This is a genomic window from Sphingosinicellaceae bacterium, from assembly GCA_019285715.1.
GTDB lineage: Bacteria > Pseudomonadota > Alphaproteobacteria > Sphingomonadales > Sphingomonadaceae > Glacieibacterium.
Window position 1 is genome coordinate 2,208,476 of the sequence record CP079108.1, and the last position, 15,270, is coordinate 2,223,745.

Annotated in this window: 16 protein-coding genes; 12 read left to right on the forward strand and 4 right to left on the reverse strand. The window is 67.8% G+C overall.

Annotated elements, in window-relative coordinates:
- Positions 1-7: 7 nt before the first annotated feature.
- The 7 genes from KX816_10255 to KX816_10285 all read left to right on the forward strand — a co-directional run bounded on the left by KX816_10255 (position 8) and on the right by KX816_10285 (position 6,207).
- A complete protein-coding gene (locus tag KX816_10255) occupies positions 8-889 on the forward strand; it encodes a 2OG-Fe(II) oxygenase (protein QXQ08305.1) in 882 nt (293 codons plus the stop codon).
- Positions 886-1,770 (forward strand): glucose-1-phosphate thymidylyltransferase RfbA, encoded by an 885-nt coding sequence (gene rfbA, locus KX816_10260; protein QXQ08306.1) that lies wholly within the window; start codon positions 886-888, stop codon positions 1,768-1,770. Before KX816_10255 ends, rfbA begins: the two co-directional genes overlap by 4 nt.
- A gap of 139 nt (positions 1,771-1,909) precedes the next feature.
- A complete protein-coding gene (rfbC, locus tag KX816_10265) occupies positions 1,910-2,452 on the forward strand; it encodes a dTDP-4-dehydrorhamnose 3,5-epimerase (GenBank protein ID QXQ08307.1) in 543 nt (180 codons plus the stop codon).
- Positions 2,449-3,309, forward strand: a complete 861-nt coding sequence (rfbD, locus tag KX816_10270) for a dTDP-4-dehydrorhamnose reductase (GenBank protein ID QXQ08308.1) — start codon at positions 2,449-2,451, stop codon at positions 3,307-3,309. Before rfbC ends, rfbD begins: the two co-directional genes overlap by 4 nt.
- Positions 3,302-4,390 (forward strand): dTDP-glucose 4,6-dehydratase, encoded by a 1,089-nt coding sequence (gene rfbB / locus KX816_10275; GenBank protein ID QXQ08309.1) that lies wholly within the window; start codon positions 3,302-3,304, stop codon positions 4,388-4,390. Before rfbD ends, rfbB begins: the two co-directional genes overlap by 8 nt.
- Before the next feature lie 45 nt (positions 4,391-4,435).
- Positions 4,436-5,581, forward strand: coding sequence for a Na+/H+ antiporter NhaA (nhaA, locus tag KX816_10280; GenBank protein ID QXQ08505.1), 1,146 nt, complete (start codon positions 4,436-4,438; stop codon positions 5,579-5,581).
- A complete protein-coding gene (locus KX816_10285) occupies positions 5,578-6,207 on the forward strand; it encodes a DUF1345 domain-containing protein (GenBank protein QXQ04710.1) in 630 nt (209 codons plus the stop codon). The genes nhaA and KX816_10285 overlap by 4 nt, the downstream gene beginning before the upstream one ends.
- A 323-nt stretch (positions 6,208-6,530) precedes the next feature.
- On the opposite strand, the gene KX816_10290 is transcribed toward KX816_10285, so the two are convergent.
- From KX816_10290 to KX816_10305, 4 genes are all read right to left on the reverse strand, one after another.
- Positions 6,531-7,286 carry a TlyA family RNA methyltransferase gene (locus KX816_10290; protein QXQ04711.1) on the reverse strand — a complete coding sequence of 252 codons (756 nt, stop codon included), beginning with the start codon at positions 7,284-7,286 and terminating at the stop codon, positions 6,531-6,533.
- 39 nt (positions 7,287-7,325) lie between these two features.
- Entirely contained in the window at positions 7,326-9,254 is a 1,929-nt protein-coding gene (gene dxs, locus KX816_10295; GenBank protein ID QXQ04712.1) for a 1-deoxy-D-xylulose-5-phosphate synthase, read from the reverse strand.
- Positions 9,255-9,349: 95 nt separating this feature from the next.
- Positions 9,350-9,811 (reverse strand): transcriptional repressor, encoded by a 462-nt coding sequence (locus KX816_10300; protein ID QXQ04713.1) that lies wholly within the window; start codon positions 9,809-9,811, stop codon positions 9,350-9,352.
- A gap of 37 nt (positions 9,812-9,848) precedes the next feature.
- On the reverse strand, positions 9,849-10,214 hold the full coding sequence (locus KX816_10305) for a MerC domain-containing protein (GenBank protein QXQ04714.1): 366 nt from the start codon (positions 10,212-10,214) through the stop codon (positions 9,849-9,851).
- Positions 10,215-10,325: 111 nt separating this feature from the next.
- On the opposite strand from KX816_10305, the gene KX816_10310 reads away from it, so the two are divergent.
- From KX816_10310 to KX816_10330, 5 genes are all read left to right on the forward strand, one after another.
- Positions 10,326-10,745 carry a low affinity iron permease family protein gene (locus KX816_10310; GenBank protein ID QXQ04715.1) on the forward strand — a complete coding sequence of 140 codons (420 nt, stop codon included), beginning with the start codon at positions 10,326-10,328 and terminating at the stop codon, positions 10,743-10,745.
- A gap of 71 nt (positions 10,746-10,816) precedes the next feature.
- A complete protein-coding gene (locus tag KX816_10315) occupies positions 10,817-11,845 on the forward strand; it encodes a COX15/CtaA family protein (GenBank protein ID QXQ04716.1) in 1,029 nt (342 codons plus the stop codon).
- 96 nt (positions 11,846-11,941) lie between these two features.
- Entirely contained in the window at positions 11,942-12,457 is a 516-nt protein-coding gene (gene rplM / locus KX816_10320; protein ID QXQ04717.1) for a 50S ribosomal protein L13, read from the forward strand.
- A complete protein-coding gene (gene rpsI / locus KX816_10325) occupies positions 12,457-12,954 on the forward strand; it encodes a 30S ribosomal protein S9 (GenBank protein QXQ04718.1) in 498 nt (165 codons plus the stop codon). Before rplM ends, rpsI begins: the two co-directional genes overlap by 1 nt.
- A gap of 198 nt (positions 12,955-13,152) precedes the next feature.
- Entirely contained in the window at positions 13,153-15,216 is a 2,064-nt protein-coding gene (locus tag KX816_10330; protein ID QXQ04719.1) for a thioredoxin family protein, read from the forward strand.
- Positions 15,217-15,270: the final 54 nt, after the last annotated feature.

Below are 15,270 nucleotides of genomic sequence, written 5' to 3' on the forward strand. Positions count from 1 at the left end.
CTTGGAGATGGCAACACTCGAGGCAGCGACTTTGGGAAGGGCAGCGCCGGGGCCGGCAGCGCTGCAAGCGACACGGTTGTCCGACGACGTCGTGATCTTCGACCGCGACCAGTGCATCGCCGCAGGTGCTGCACTCCACGACCAGTATGCGGCCGCCAACCCCTTTCCGCACATCGTCATCGAAAACTTCATCGACGCCGACGTGCTGCGCTCGCTGCTCGAGGAATGGCCGGCGACCGGCCAGAAGGTCGCCTACGACCGCGCCCAGGAGCGCCTCAAGTACGAGTGGCAGCCGGTCCAGCTGCGTTCGCCGCGCCTCCGCTCCTTTCTCGCCGAGCTCAACGCCGAGCCGATGCTGCGCTTCATCGAAGCCCTGACCGGGATCGAGAAGCTGATTGCCGACCCGTATTATACCGGCGGCGGGCTGCACGAGACCCGGGCCGGTGGACACCTCGGCATCCATGCCGATTTCAACGTCCACGCGGGGCTTAACCTGCTGCGCCGAGTCAATTTGCTGATCTACCTGAACGACGACTGGCAGCCCGAATGGAACGGTAACCTCGAGCTGTGGAACAGCGACATGACCGAGCGGCGCGTTACCGCGCCGCCGACGATGGCGAGCGCGGTGGTCTTCAACACTGACCTCGACAGCTTTCACGGGGTTCCCGATCCGGTCGCCTGCCCGCCCGACCGCAGCCGGCGCTCGATCGCGATGTATTACTACACCGCCGCACCCGAAGGCCTCGGGTCGATACCGAAGCGCACCACGACTTTCAAGAACCGCCCCGCCACGACCGACCGCACCGACTGGAAGGTCGGCGCCCGCCACCTGATGCACGACCTGTTGCCACCAGCCCTCTACCGCGTCCTGAAACGGAGGAACCGATGACCGTGACGCGGCGCGGCATCATTCTCGCGGGCGGCTCGGGTACGCGGCTGTATCCGCTGACCAAGCCGGTCTCGAAGCAGCTGATGCCGGTCTACGACAAGCCGATGATCTATTACCCGCTGTCGGTGCTGATGCTGGCGGGCATCCGCGAGGTGCTGATCATCACGACACCCGCCGACAGCGCGGCGTTCCGCGGCCTGCTTGGCGACGGCAGCCAATGGGGCATACACATCGACTATGCCGTCCAGCCCGAGCCCAAGGGCCTGGCCCAAGCCTACCACATCGGCGCGGAGTTCGTCGGCGACCGGCCCTCGGTGCTGATCCTTGGCGACAACATCTTCTACGGCCACGGGCTGCCCGAACTGCTGACCCGCGCCGACGCGCGCACCGTCGGCGCGACGGTGTTCGGCTATTACGTCAAGGACCCGCAGGCCTACGGCGTGGTCTCGTTCGACGCGCACGGGCGCGCCGCGACGATCGAGGAGAAGCCCGAAAATCCGCGCTCGAACTACGCGGTCACCGGACTGTACTTTTATGACAGCGATGCGGTCCGGCTGGCACGGGACATCGTCCCATCCCCACGCGGCGAGCTCGAGATCACCGACCTGAACCGCGCCTACCTCAATGCCGGCAAGCTCGACGTCGAATTGATGGGGCGCGGGTTCGCCTGGCTCGACACCGGCACCCACGGCTCGCTGCTCGATGCCGGGCTCTATGTCCGCATCGTCGAGGAGCGTCAGGGCCTCAAGATCTGCTGCCCCGAGGAGATCGCGTGGCGCCAGGGCTTCATCGATGCCGAGCAGCTCGCGCGGATCGCGGAGCCTTTGCGCAAAAGCGGTTACGGCGAGTATCTGCTCGACCAGTTGAGGATCGCCGGGTGAGACTTGCCTCTCGTATCGCCGTTGTCATTCCGGCGAACGCTGGAACCCGGTTACATCACGCACTCGCAACTAGGAGTGCTGCGGACAGCTGGGTTCCGGCGTTCGCCGGAATGACAATGGCGGCTGCGGTGCACGGCCTGTGATCGTCACCGACACCGACCTCCCCGGCGTCAAGCTGATCGAGCCCAAGGTCTTCGGCGACGACCGCGGCTTCTTCCTGGAAAGCTGGAACGCCCGCGCCTTCGCCGACGCCGGCATCGACGTGCCGTTCGTGCAGGACAATCACAGCCGCTCGGCGCGTGGCGTGTTGCGCGGGCTCCACTACCAGATCGTCGAGCCGCAGGGGAAACTCGTCCGCGTCGTCGTCGGTTCGGTGTTCGACGTCGCGGTCGATATCCGCCGGTCGAGCCCGCACTTCGGGCGCTGGACCGGGGCCGAGCTTAGCGCCGACAACAAGCGCATGCTCTGGGTTCCGCCCGGCTTCGCCCATGGCTTCATCGTGTTGAGCGAAGCCGCTGATTTCCTGTACAAATGCACGACTCTCTATGCTCCTGTGCATGAGCGAAGCATCGCGTGGAACGACCCGTCGATTGGCATCGACTGGCCTCTCAAGGGCACGCCATTGCTGTCCGCCAAGGATGCTGCCGCGCCGCGCCTCCCCGACGCCGAGGTATTCGCGTGAGGGCCCTTATCGCCGGTAGCGGCGGCCAGCTCGGCCGGGCACTGCAGGCCACGGTCCCGGAAGGCACCGAGATTATCGCGCCGCCCGAGGGCGAGTTTAACATCACCGACGCCGACGTCGTCGCGCGGGTCGTCGCGGACGCCCGGCCGGACGTCGTCATCAACGCCGCCGCCTACACCGCCGTCGACCGCGCCGAGAGCGACGAAGCCGCGGCACGCGCCGTCAACGTCAATGCCGTCGGCCTGCTCGCCGCAGCCGCCCGCAACGCCGGTGCCGCCTTCGCCCACGTCTCGACCGACTTCGTGTTCGACGGCACCGCGCACTCGCCCTACCCGCCCGATGCCGCGCCCAACCCACTCGGCGCCTATGGCCGCACCAAAGCCGACGGCGAGGCGGCAGCCCGCGAGTTCCACCCCAGCCCGCTGATCGTCCGCACCGCGTGGGTCTATGCGGCACAGGGCCAGAACTTCGTCCGCACCATGCTCCGCCTGATGGCCGAGCGCGACGAAATCCGCGTCGTCGCCGACCAGATCGGCACCCCGACGCACGTCCCGACGCTGGCGCGCACGCTATGGACGCTGATTGGGCACGGCGCGACAGGCAATTTCCACGCCACCGACGCCGGGGTCGCCAGCTGGTACGACTTCGCTGTCGCTATCCACGACGAGGCGCTGGCGGCCGGAATCCTGGCGCGCCCGGTCGCGGTAGTCCCGATCCGCACCAGCGACTACCCGACACCCGCCAAACGCCCGCCCTACGGCGTCCTCGACAAAACTACTACGTGGGAAATCACAACGCAGCCAAGGCATTGGCGCGTAGAACTCAACCACTGCATCAGCGAGATCGCCCGTGGCTAACATGATTGTTACTGGTGGTGCAGGCTTCATAGGCGCAAACTTCGTACAGTTCTGGGAGGCGGCCCACCCCGACGATACCGTCATTGTCCTCGACAGCCTGACCTACGCCGGCAATCGCGCAAACCTCGCCGGCACCCGCGCCGAGCTCGTCGTCGGTGACATCCGCGACACCCCGCTGGTCGAAAGCCTGCTCCGCGACCGCGCCGTCGACACCCTCGTCCACTTCGCCGCCGAGAGCCACGTCGACCGTTCGATTCACGGCCCCGACGCCTTTATCGACACCAACATCCTCGGCACCCACAGCCTGCTCAAGGCGGCGCGCACTGTCTGGCTCGGTGCGGAGGCGAAGCCCCACCGCTTCCACCACGTCAGCACCGACGAGGTCTACGGCAGCCTCGGCCCCGACGACCCGGCGTTCAGCGAGACCACACCCTACGCCCCGAACTCCCCCTATTCCGCCTCGAAGGCCGCGTCCGACCACCTGGTCCGCGCCTATCACCACACCTACGGTCTGCAGGTCACCACCTCGAACTGCTCCAACAACTATGGCCCGTACCAATTCCCCGAGAAGCTGATCCCGCTGTTCCTTATCAACGCCCTCCACGGCCGCGCCCTGCCGATCTACGGCGACGGCATGCAGGTCCGCGACTGGCTCCACGTCGAGGATCACTGCCGGGGCATCGCCGCGGTGCTCGAGCGCGGCCGTGTCGGCGAGACCTACAACATCGGCGGCGGTGCCGAACTCCCCAACCTCATGGTCATCGAGACGCTGTGCGCCGCGGTCGACTCGGCCTTCGCAGCGGACCCGAAGCTGACGGAACGCTTCCCCGATGCGCCAGCCGCAAAGGGCGTCCCCACCGCATCGCTCAAGACAACCGTCACCGACCGACCCGGCCACGACCGCCGCTATGCGATCGACGAGACCCGTGCCCGTGTCGAGCTCGGCTACGTTCCGGCGCGAGACTTTCCAACGGGTTTCGCCGAGACCCTCGCCTGGTACCTCGACAACGAGGCGTGGTGGCGCGGCGTCCTCGACGGCAGCTACCGCGATTGGGTGGCGACCAACTACGCCGTCCGTTGACCGATTAGCGTGAAGCCAGTCGGTCGTCTCACCCCGCTTACGGCGATCCGTCAGTTCCTGCGCGACGAGGCGGCGGGCGGCTACCTGCTGATGGCGGCGGCGGCCGCTGCGGTGCTCGCCGCCAACACTGCGCTCGCGGTGCCTTACCACGCCCTCTTCGACTGGCACTTCGCCGGGCATACGCTGGTTCACTGGATCAACGACGGCCTGATGGCGCTGTTCTTCCTGCTCGTCGGCCTCGAGATCAAGCGCGAGACACTCGACGGCGAACTGTCGACCTGGTCGCGCCGCCTGCTGCCGGGAGCGGCCGCGCTGGCGGGCATGATCGTACCGGCGCTCGTCTACATCGCGGTCAACCACGGCAGCCCCGCCAATTTGCGCGGTTGGGCGATACCGGCTGCTACCGACATCGCCTTCGCGCTCGCCATCCTGGCGATGCTCGGGTCGCGGGTCCCGGCATCGCTCAAGCTGCTGGTGACCGCGATCGCGATCATCGACGACCTCGGTGCCATCGTCGTCATCGCGGTGGCCTACACCGACGCTATCCACTGGGTCGCGCTCGCCGGTGCCGGTGTCGGGCTCGCCGGACTGGCGCTGCTCAACCGTTCAGGCGTCCGGGCCGTGTGGCCCTACCTCGTCGTCGGCGTCCTCGTCTGGTTCGCGGTTCTGCAATCCGGGGTCCATGCGACGCTCGCAGGCGTTGCAGTCGCGATGACCATCCCGATGAACATCACGCCCGGTGCGCCAGAGGACCGCCACTCGCCGCTGATCCGGCTGGAGCACGGCCTGTCACCGTGGATCGCGTTCGCGGTCGTACCGCTGTTCGGGTTCGCGAACGCTGGGCTGGACCTGCGCGGCGTAACGCCAGCGAGCCTGCTCGAGCCCTTGCCGCTCGGCGTTGCGCTCGGCCTGCTGCTCGGTAAGCAGTTCGGTGTCTTCGGCGCAATCTGGGCGCTGGTCCGCTCCGGCGCAGCGGCACGCCCCGCTGGGGCCTCGTGGCGGCAACTTTACGGCGTCGCACTGCTGTGCGGCATCGGCTTTACCATGAGCCTGTTCATCTCCGGACTGGCCTTCGGCGACAGCGCTGCGGCACGCGAGCAGGCCAAACTGGGCATTATAGCGGGTTCGCTGCTCGCCGCGCTGGGCGGCTGGCTGGTACTCGCGGGCGGCACTCGGGAGCGACGCACATGAGCTGGTATCGACGCTATGCCCGGTTCGCGATGTTCTTCGCGATCATGATCGTTGCCACAGGCGCCCTGTTTGCCATCGGCGCCAAGATCGTACCCGCGGTGCTCGGCGGCTTCGATCTCGGCGCGATCGCCTTCCTAGGGGCAACCCTGTGGGCGCTGAGCGACGACGAGGCGGATGAAATGCGCAAGCGGGCTGCCGAGAACGAGCCGGACCAATACATCCTGCAGATTGTCGCCGCGGTCATCATCGTCGTCATCGTGACCGCCGTAGGGTTCGAGCTGACCAGCGGCTCGGGCCGCAGCTTGGCGCTTGCCGGCGGCACGCTGCTGCTCGCGTGGTTGTTCGGCAATGTGCTGTATGCCATTCATTACGCGCACAGTTATTATCTCGACGACGGCAAGGGTGGCGATTGCGGCGGGCTCGAATTCCCCGGCGAGGACGAACCCGTCTATTGGGATTTTGCCTATTTCTCGTTCGTCCTCGGCATGACGTTCCAGGTCTCGGACGTCGAGATCAAGCGGACAGGGCTACGGCGCACCGCGCTGATCCACAGCCTGATCGCCTTTCTCTTCAACCTCGGTGTCATCGCCCTGACCGTCAGCCTGGTCGGCAATCTGATCAAATAGGCGCTTGAAGTACCAAGAACGGCCGGTCCCACGCAGCATCCGCGGACAGGCTCCGGTCTCCGAATATGAACGAGAGTTTACAGAGTAAGTGCCCTCGCGAACCCTGCGATGGGGGCGACGGAGGACGGAAACCGCTAATATCGAGCAATGGCGCGTAGCTGCCCGGTCTGTGACTCAGCGATGAGAAAGATCATGCGCCAGCACGTCGGGATCAGCTGATTGTACCAGACAGGTGGTTTGTAGGACAGCGCCGCTTTTAAGGGTCGATTCTCGAGGGGCCATGTCGCATACGATACTGGCGCCTGCGCGCGGTCGAGCCCGGTCTAGTCGGCCGGATGGGTCGTTATCCCGGTTCGCGCGGCGATCAGGAACTCGATATTGCCCTCGGGGCCGGTGATTGGCGACGCTACAATCCCCTCGACCCGCCAGCCCCGGCTTTCCAGCCAGACGGCGACCTCGGCGCAGACACGAGCGTGAACGTCGGGGTCGCGGATCACCCCGCCCTTGCCGACCTCGCCCCGCCCCGCCTCGAATTGCGGCTTGATCAGCGCCAGCAGCCGGGCCTCGGCCTTGGCGAAACTCAGCGGCGTTTCCAGTACCTTGGCGAGACCGATGAAGCTGGCGTCGCAGACGATGATGTCGACCGCGACCGGGATATGCTCGTCGGTGAGGATGCGTGCGCTGGTCTGTTCGAGCACGGTGACGCGCGGGTCCTCGCGGATCTTCCACGCCAGCTGATTAGTGCCGCTGTCGACCGCGAAGACATGCGTCGCGCCGCGGGTGAGCAGTACGTCGGTGAACCCGCCGGTCGACGAGCCGACGTCGATGGCGGTTGCACCCGCGACGTCCCAGCCGAAATGGTCGAGGCCGTGTGCGAGCTTGATCCCGCCGCGTGACACCCAGGGGTGGTCGCGACCCTTGACGGTCAGCGGCGCATCGACGGCAAGCACCTGCCCCGCCTTCTCGACCTTGCGGTCGCCGACGTAGACGAGGCCGGCGAGGATCAACGCCTGCGCCCGGGTCCGGCTCTCTGCGAGGCCGAGCTCGACAAGGCGCTGGTCGGCTCGCGGCTTTGCCATCAGGTCAGCAGGCCGCGCGGCACTGGACGGTGCAGGCGCTCAGGCCCGCGCGCCCTCGTGCATTCCGAGCGAGTTATGCCGAAGCGCCTCAAGCACCGTCGCGACGATTGCCGGAGCATCCAGCGCGGCGGTGACGTACTGCGCTGCGGGGCCATCGTGCTCCTGGAACACGTCAGGCAGGCGCATGGTGCGAACCTTGAGGCCGTTGTCGGTCAGGCCCTCGTCGCTGAGCCAGGTCAGGACGTGCGCGCCGAAGCCGCCGATGGCGCCCTCCTCGATGGTGACGAGCACGTCATGGCTGATCGCCAGCTTGCGGATCATGTCGTGGTCGAGCGGCTTGGCAAAGCGCAGGTCGGCGACCGTGGTGGACAGGCCGCGACCTTCGAGATCATCGGCGGCGGCGAGTGCCTCGGTCAGGCGGGTGCCGAGCGACAGGATCGCGACGGTCTTGCCTTCGCGGATGATGCGGCCCTTGCCGATCTCGAGGCGGATCGGGGTCTCTGGCAGAGCGACGCCGGTGCCTTCGCCGCGCGGGTAGCGGACCGCACTCGGCCCGTCGTCGTACATCGCGCAGGTGTGGACCATGTGGACCAGTTCGGCCTCGTCCGCCGCCGCCATGACGACAAAGTTGGGCAGGGTCGCGAGGTAGGTCACGTCGAACGAGCCGGCGTGGGTGGCACCGTCGGCTCCGACCAGCCCGGCACGGTCGATGGCGAAGCGCACCGGCAGGTTCTGGATGGCGACGTCGTGGACGACCTGGTCGTAGGCGCGCTGCAGGAAGGTCGAGTAGATCGTCGCGAACGGCCGCATGCCCTGCGCGGCGAGGCCGGCCGCAAAGGTGACGGCGTGCTGCTCGGCGATGCCGACGTCGAACAGGCGCTCGGGGAACTCGGCCTCGAACTTGTCGAGACCGGTGCCCGACGGCATCGCGGCGGTGATCGCGACAATGGTCGGATCGCGGCGCGCCTCGTCGATCAGCGCCTTGGCAAAGACATTGGTATAGCTCGGCGGTCCGGCCTTGCCCTTGACCTGTCCACCGGTAACGACGTCGAACTTCTGGACGGCGTGGTACTTGTCGGGCGCTGCCTCGGCATGCTCGTAGCCATGGCCCTTGCGGGTGACGACGTGGACCAGGATCGGGCCCTCGGCGGCGTCGCGAACATTCTCGAGCACCGGCACGAGGTGGTCGAGGTTATGGCCGTCGATCGGACCGACGTAGTAGAAGCCGAGCTCCTCGAAGAGCGTGCCGCCGGTGGCCAAGGTACGAAAATACTCCTCGGCGCGCTTGGCGGTGCGCTGCATGTTCGGGCCGAAAGTGCGCTTCGCCAGCTGCTTGACCGCGTCGCGTAGCTCAAGGAACGGCCGCGACGAGTAGATCCGCGCCAGATACGCCGACAGCGCGCCGACCGGCGGCGCGATCGACATGTCGTTGTCGTTCAGGATGACGACGAGACGGTTGCCCGCGGCCTGGGCGTTGTTCATCGCCTCATAGGCCATGCCCGCCGACATCGCGCCGTCGCCGATGACCGCGATCGCCTTGCCGGGCTGGCCCTTGAGCTTGTTGGCGACCGCAAAGCCGAGCGCCGCCGAGATCGAGGTCGAGCTGTGCGCGGCGCCGAACGGGTCGTACTCGCTCTCGCTGCGCCGGGTGAAGCCGCTGAGGCCGCCCCCCATCCGGAGCGTGCGGATGCGGTCGCGGCGTCCGGTCAGGATCTTGTGGGGATAGGCCTGGTGGCCGACGTCCCAGATCAGGCGGTCGTTGGGCGTGTCGAAGACGTGATGGAGCGCGACCGTCAGCTCGACGACACCGAGGCCGGCACCGAGGTGCCCGCCGGTGACGCTGACCGCGTCGATCAGCTCGGCGCGCAGCTCATCCGCGACTTGCCTGAGCTGGTGGGCGTCGAACCCGCGCAGGTCGGCGGGGAGGTTGACTTGGTCGAGTAGCGGCGTCTGGGGGCGTTCGGTCACAGGGCGTAGCCAATCTTCCGTGATACTTTGTCACGAATTAGCCGTCTGGAGACGACTTGTCGATTGTTGCGTGGGCCGCAAGCGGTGCCGCGACGTCAGTCGCAGTCCGTGCAGCGCCCCTGAACCTCGAGGATCGGGCGGATCGGGCGAAAACCGGTGGCACTTGCAGCGGCGCGAACCCCGGCTGCCAGCTTGTCATCGTCGAGATGTGTGGTGCGCCCGCAACTGTCGCAGACTAAAAAGATGCAGTCGTGCAGGCAGTCCGGGTGGGCGTTGGCGACATAGGCATTGCTGCTCTCGACGCGCATCGCGACGTTGTTGGCCACGAACAGGTCGAGGATGCGGTAAACGCTGTTGGCGGCGACACGGCGACCAGCGGCGGTCGAGACCGCATCGGTGACATCGTAGGCGCTGGCTGGCCGGTCGAAGTCGGCAAGGGCCGCAAAGACCTGCGCGCGCAGGTCGGTCCACTGCTCACCGGCACGGAGCACCGCCGCACGCGCCGCGCTGGTCAGGGCCGGACCGGCCGGCAATACGTGGGAATGAGAAACGGGCATCGATACGAATATGGGGCGGGTTTTCCCCCGCGGCAAGTCAGTGACGCGACCACCGCATGTTGAGCAGGTGCGCGCTGGCCAGCAGCAGCACCCCGGTGATCGACACCGCGATCTCGGTAACGCTGCCGTGCGCGAACATCAGGGACGCCGCCATCAGGGCGAGGCCGACGCCGCCGAGGACCGTCACCACATAGCGCTGGTGGATCCGGACGCCGCGCAGCAGCGCAAACGCCGCGAGGGGCAGCGCCAGCGCGAGGCCGATCGCGTGAAATTCGTGGTTCCAGAGGCCGCCGGTAACCGAAAGGCCCGCAAGCAGCACGCTGCCGGCGAGGCAATGCACGACGCACAGGCCCGACAGGCCCATTGCCGAGCGGTCGATCCAGGTGCGGTTTGGCTCACTCACTACGCTATGATATGTTGTTACATCGGAGAGTGCAAGTACTAGACGCGCCGCGCTGGCTTAACAGCTCGATACGGTGCATCGCAGGGTCGCGACTGTTTCGGGGGAAACTTTATGGACCGCTTCTTCACGACGCTGTCGAGCCGTATCGCCGGCTTCGTCGGCCAGCCCCTGGCCTTCGTCATCGCGCTCGCAACGATTATCCTGTGGGCGGTGACCGGGCCGGTGTTCGATTTCTCCGACACCTGGCAGCTGGTCATCAACACCTCGACGACGATCATCACCTTCCTGATGGTGTTCCTGATCCAGAATTCGCAGAACCGCGATGCCGCTGCGATCCATGCCAAGCTCGACGAGTTGGTCCGCTCGATCGAGGATGCGCGCAACGCCTTCATCGGCATCGAGCACATGAGCGCCCACCAGCTCGAGGAAATCCGCGCTGCACTCGAGAAGGAGTGCGAGGAGATCGATCAGGAGCTCACGCACCGCGAGACCGCGCCGAGCACGGTGGCGCGGCTGCTCAAGCGACTCTGACCCCCGCCGTCTCCCGGCTCCGCGACGCCGCGTCGCTTCACGAAGGCACTACGCTGCGGCATAGGACGCGCATGCTCGCGACCCTCACCGCCGTCCCCACCGCTGCCACGACCACCGCGAAGCGTGAACGCCCGCGTGCCATCGCGACCTGGCTGCTCGCGGTAGCCGTCCTCGTGTTCGCGATGGTCGTCGTCGGGGGCATCACCCGCCTCACCGAGTCCGGCCTGTCGATCGTCAAGTGGGAGCCGCTGAGCGGCATCGTGCCACCGTTGAACGATGCGCAGTGGCAGGCCGAATTCGCCCAGTACCAAGCCTCGCCGCAATACACCAAGGTCAACGCCGGCATGGGGCTCGATGCGTTCAAGGGCATCTTCTTCTGGGAGTATGTCCACCGCTTGCTCGGGCGGGTCATCGGCTTTGCCTTTGCGCTGCCATTGCTGTGGTTCGCGCTCACCCGCGCGATCCCCAAAGGCTACGGCTGGCGGCTGAGCGGCATATTGATGCTGGGCGGGCTGCAGGGTGCGATCGGCTGGTGGATGGTCGCTTCGGGCCTCGTCAACCGCCCGTCGGTGGCACACGAGCGGCTCGCGGTGCACCTCGTGACCGCGCTGCTGATCATGGCGGCGTGCATCTGGACCGCACTCGACCTGACCGAGGGCCGGCGCCGGTTGCCGCGCTGGGGCGCGCCGGTGCTGGCTCTGCTCGCGGTACAGATCGTCTGGGGCGCGTTCACCGCCGGGCTGCGGGCGGGCCATGCCTCCGACACCTGGCCGCTGATGCTGGGGAGCCTCGTGCCGCCGCTCGCGAGCCCGTTCGACGATCCGCTTACCGTGCAGTTCATCCATCGCAGCTTCGCCTGGGTAGTCGCGGCGGCAGCGATCGCCGCGGTCTGGGCATCGCGCCGGTCAGGCCACCGGGCGGGTCTGGTCGTCGCCGCGCTGGCGCTCCAGATCGCGCTCGGCATCCTAACCATCGTCAACGGCGTGCCGATCCCGCTGGCAGCGCTGCATCAGGCCGGGGCCGCGATCCTGCTCGCCACGCTGCTGTGGCTCGCACATTGGCAGGCTTCTAGCGTGCGGTATTATAATACCGTCCCGTAAACCCGCCAAAAACCTTGCGTTGCGAGCCGGTATCGGCGATATAGCGCGCGTTCCGGTCGGCGCTCGCTGGCCGGTTTTTGTATTCAAGAGGGCATCATGCCAACCACACTCTCCCGCACAACTGCGGCGATGAAGCCGGCGAACGTCGAGAAGCAATGGCTTCTAATCGACGCCGAGGGCCTTGTCGTCGGCCGTCTCGCCTCGATTATCGCCGACCGTCTGCGCGGCAAGCACAAGGCGACCTTCACGCCCCACGTCGATTGCGGTGACAACATCATCGTCATCAACGCCGAGAAGGTGAAGTTCACCGGTCGCAAGGCTGGTCAGAAGATCTATTATCGCCATACCGGCCACCCCGGCGGTATCAAGGAAATCACCGCCGCCAAGGTACTCGAGGGTCGCTTTCCTGAGCGCGTCATCGAGAAGGCCGTCGAGCGCATGGTCCCCCGTGGTCCGCTCGGCCGCCAGCAGATGCGCAACCTGCGCGTCTTCGCCGGCACCGACCATCCGCACGCCGCGCAGGACCCGCAGGTCCTCGACATCGCAGCGATGAACCCCAAGAACTCTGCGGTCCGCCCGAGCGCGACCGCCAGCAACCAGGCGGGCGCATAATGGCCGACAACATCCAGTCTTTCGCCGACCTCGGCGTCGCCCTCGACGCTGCGCCGCCGTCCCATGACGGCGTCTCGCCGGCGCCGCTGCGCGAGCAGCAGATCGACGCGCAGGGCCGCGCCTATGCGACCGGCAAGCGCAAGAACGCCATCGCCCGCGTCTGGATCAAGCCCGGCAGCGGCAAGATCACCGTCAACGGCCGCGACCAGCTCGTTTACTTCGCTCGTCCGACCCTGCGCCTGGTGATCAACCAGCCGTTCGACGTCGCTGAGCGCCTCGAGCAGTACGACGTCGTCTGCACCGTCGCCGGTGGTGGTCTTTCCGGCCAGGCCGGTGCGGTCAAGCACGGTATCGCCCAGGCGCTGACCCGCTTCGAGCCGACGCTCCGCACCGTCGTCAAGCACGCCGGCTTCCTGACCCGCGACCCGCGCGTCGTCGAGCGCAAGAAGTACGGTAAGGCGAAAGCCCGCCGTAGCTTCCAGTTCTCGAAGCGCTAAGCGGCCACGACGAAGCGGGAATTTGGCACTTCGCCGAATTCTCGCTTCGACGCGGACTCGCGTCGCTTCCGGCCGGCGGCTGAGCGGACCTTCCCCGCTCATGCCGTCCGACGGCGCGGCTTTGCCGCGACCCTTACTACCTTCCTCCGACACACGCCCCGGTGTATCCCCGCCCCCGTCCCTGACGAACAAGGCGCGATGACCCGGTTCCTGACACTGCTGTTCGCCCTGCTGCTCGCCGCGCCGGTCCTGGCCGCGCCGCACGTCCAGGTCGCGATCGCTGCCGAGAGCGCGACCCCCGCGCCCGGCAAGCCCGTCACGCTCGCGCTGACCTTCACGCCGCAGCCCGGGTGGCACACCTATTGGAAGAACCCCGGCGACGCCGGCCTCGAGACGCAGGCCAAGTGGACCCTGCCGAGTGACGCGACCGCCGCCCCGCTGCGCTATCCAGTGCCGGGCACGCTGCTGATCGCAGGGCTGATGAACTACGTCTACGAGCGCCCCTCGACATTGCTCGCCGACGTCGCGGTGCCGGCTGGCTTGGCTGCGGGCAGCGCGTTCCCGGTGTCGGTCAAGCTCGACTACCTCGTCTGCTCCGCCGAGATGTGCGTGCCCGAGAGCGCCACCGTCAGCACCGCCGCGACCATCGGCGATGGCGCACCGGACCCCGCCCGCGCAACGCTGTTCGCCGCCGCTCGCCGTGCCTTGCCGACTCCACTCGCCGAGGCCGCGCACTACAGCGTCAGAGGCGGGCGCCTGGTGGTTGCGGTCCCGCTCGGCGCGCTGGACCGCGTCCGCTCCGCCTACTTCTTCCCCGCCGCCGACGGGATCGCCAAGTACAGCGCCCCACAGACCGTGACCGTCGACGGTGACCGGCTCCGGATCGAGACCGCCGTCAGCGGCACCCCGACCGGGGCGATCTCGGGCATCCTCCGCATCGACCGCGCCGGTGAGGAGGAGCCCCGCGGCTTCGCGGTCAGCGCCACCCCAGGCGCGGTCCCGCCCGCCGGAGCGGCGCTGGCCGCGGGCGCCGGCGACGTACCCCGCGGCTCGGGCACGACCTTCCTCGCTGCGCTCCTCCTCGCGGTCGCGGGCGGCGTCGTGCTCAACGTCATGCCGTGCGTGTTCCCGATCCTCAGCCTGAAGGCGCTGAGCCTCGCCAAGGGCAACGTCGACGGCGAGACCGCGCGCCGGGACGCGCTCGCGTATGCGGCGGGCGTCGTGCTGGTCTGCACCCTGCTCGGCGGCGCGATCCTCGGGCTGCGCGCGGCGGGGACGCAGGTCGGCTGGGCGTTCCAGCTGCAGGACTCGCGGGTCATCCTGCTACTGCTGCTGCTGACCACCGGCATCGCCCTCAACCTCGCGGGGCTGTTCGAGTTCGCGACGGTCGATGCCGGCGGCGCGCTCGCGAGCAAGCCGGGCATCGCTGGCAGCTTCTGGACCGGCGCGCTGGCGGCGTTCGTGGCGACGCCGTGCACCGGGCCGTTCATGGCGGGCGCGCTCGGCGCGGCGCTGGTGCTGCCGACGGTCGCTGGCCTTGCGGTGTTCGCCGGCCTTGGGCTCGGCCTCGCCCTTCCCTTCCTCGCGGTCGCGTTCATCCCCGCCATCCGCAGTCGCTTACCCCGGCCCGGCGCGTGGATGGCGACGCTGCGCCGCCTGCTGAGCGTGCCGATGTTCCTGACCGCGCTGGCGCTGGCGTGGGTGCTCGGGCAGCAGTCGGGGACGGATGGGCTGATCCTCGGCGTCGGCGGCGCGCTGGTGCTCGGGCTGCTGCTGTGGTGGCTGGGGCGGTCGCAGGCAGCTGGTCGCCCGTTCTGGCTGTCGCTCGGCGGAGCCGCTGTCGCTGCCGTGGTTACCATCGCCCTGCTCCCCCCCGCCGGCAGCGCACCTGCCGCCGCCCACGCCACCACCGCCCTCGCCGCCGAGCCATTCAGCGAGGCCCGCCTCGCCCAGCTCCGCGCTGCCGGGACCCCCACTTTCGTCTACTTCACCGCCGACTGGTGCCTGACCTGCAAGGTCAACGAGCGTGGCGCGCTGGCCGATGCCGATGTCGCCCGCGCCTTCCGCAGCGCCGGGGTGCGGACCTTGGTCGGCGACTGGACCAGCGGCGACGCCGCCATCGGCCGCTTCATCGAGGCGCGCGGCGCAGCGGGCGTGCCGCTCTACCTGTTCTACAGCGCGAGCGGAGAACCGGCGCAACTGCCGCAGATCCTGACCGCCGGCCGGCTGATCGAGGCGGCGCGGCCTCCCGCTGCTTCCTGATCGTCATCCCGGCGCACGCCGGGACCCATCACCTGAGTTCGGGAGATGGGTCCC

Coding starts and splice junctions, on each gene's coding strand:
- KX816_10290 (QXQ04711.1), bottom strand. CDS start 7,286: ATGGCAAAGCCGCGAGCCGACCAGCGCCTTGTCGAGCTCGGCCTCGCA.
- KX816_10310 (QXQ04715.1), top strand. CDS start 10,326: ATGGACCGCTTCTTCACGACGCTGTCGAGCCGTATCGCCGGCTTCGTC.
- KX816_10255 (QXQ08305.1), top strand. CDS start 8: ATGGCAACACTCGAGGCAGCGACTTTGGGAAGGGCAGCGCCGGGGCCG.
- KX816_10330 (QXQ04719.1), top strand. CDS start 13,153: ATGACCCGGTTCCTGACACTGCTGTTCGCCCTGCTGCTCGCCGCGCCG.
- KX816_10285 (QXQ04710.1), top strand. CDS start 5,578: ATGAGCTGGTATCGACGCTATGCCCGGTTCGCGATGTTCTTCGCGATC.
- KX816_10315 (QXQ04716.1), top strand. CDS start 10,817: ATGCTCGCGACCCTCACCGCCGTCCCCACCGCTGCCACGACCACCGCG.
- KX816_10300 (QXQ04713.1), bottom strand. CDS start 9,811: ATGCCCGTTTCTCATTCCCACGTATTGCCGGCCGGTCCGGCCCTGACC.
- rfbA (QXQ08306.1), top strand. CDS start 886: ATGACCGTGACGCGGCGCGGCATCATTCTCGCGGGCGGCTCGGGTACG.
- rpsI (QXQ04718.1), top strand. CDS start 12,457: ATGGCCGACAACATCCAGTCTTTCGCCGACCTCGGCGTCGCCCTCGAC.
- rplM (QXQ04717.1), top strand. CDS start 11,942: ATGCCAACCACACTCTCCCGCACAACTGCGGCGATGAAGCCGGCGAAC.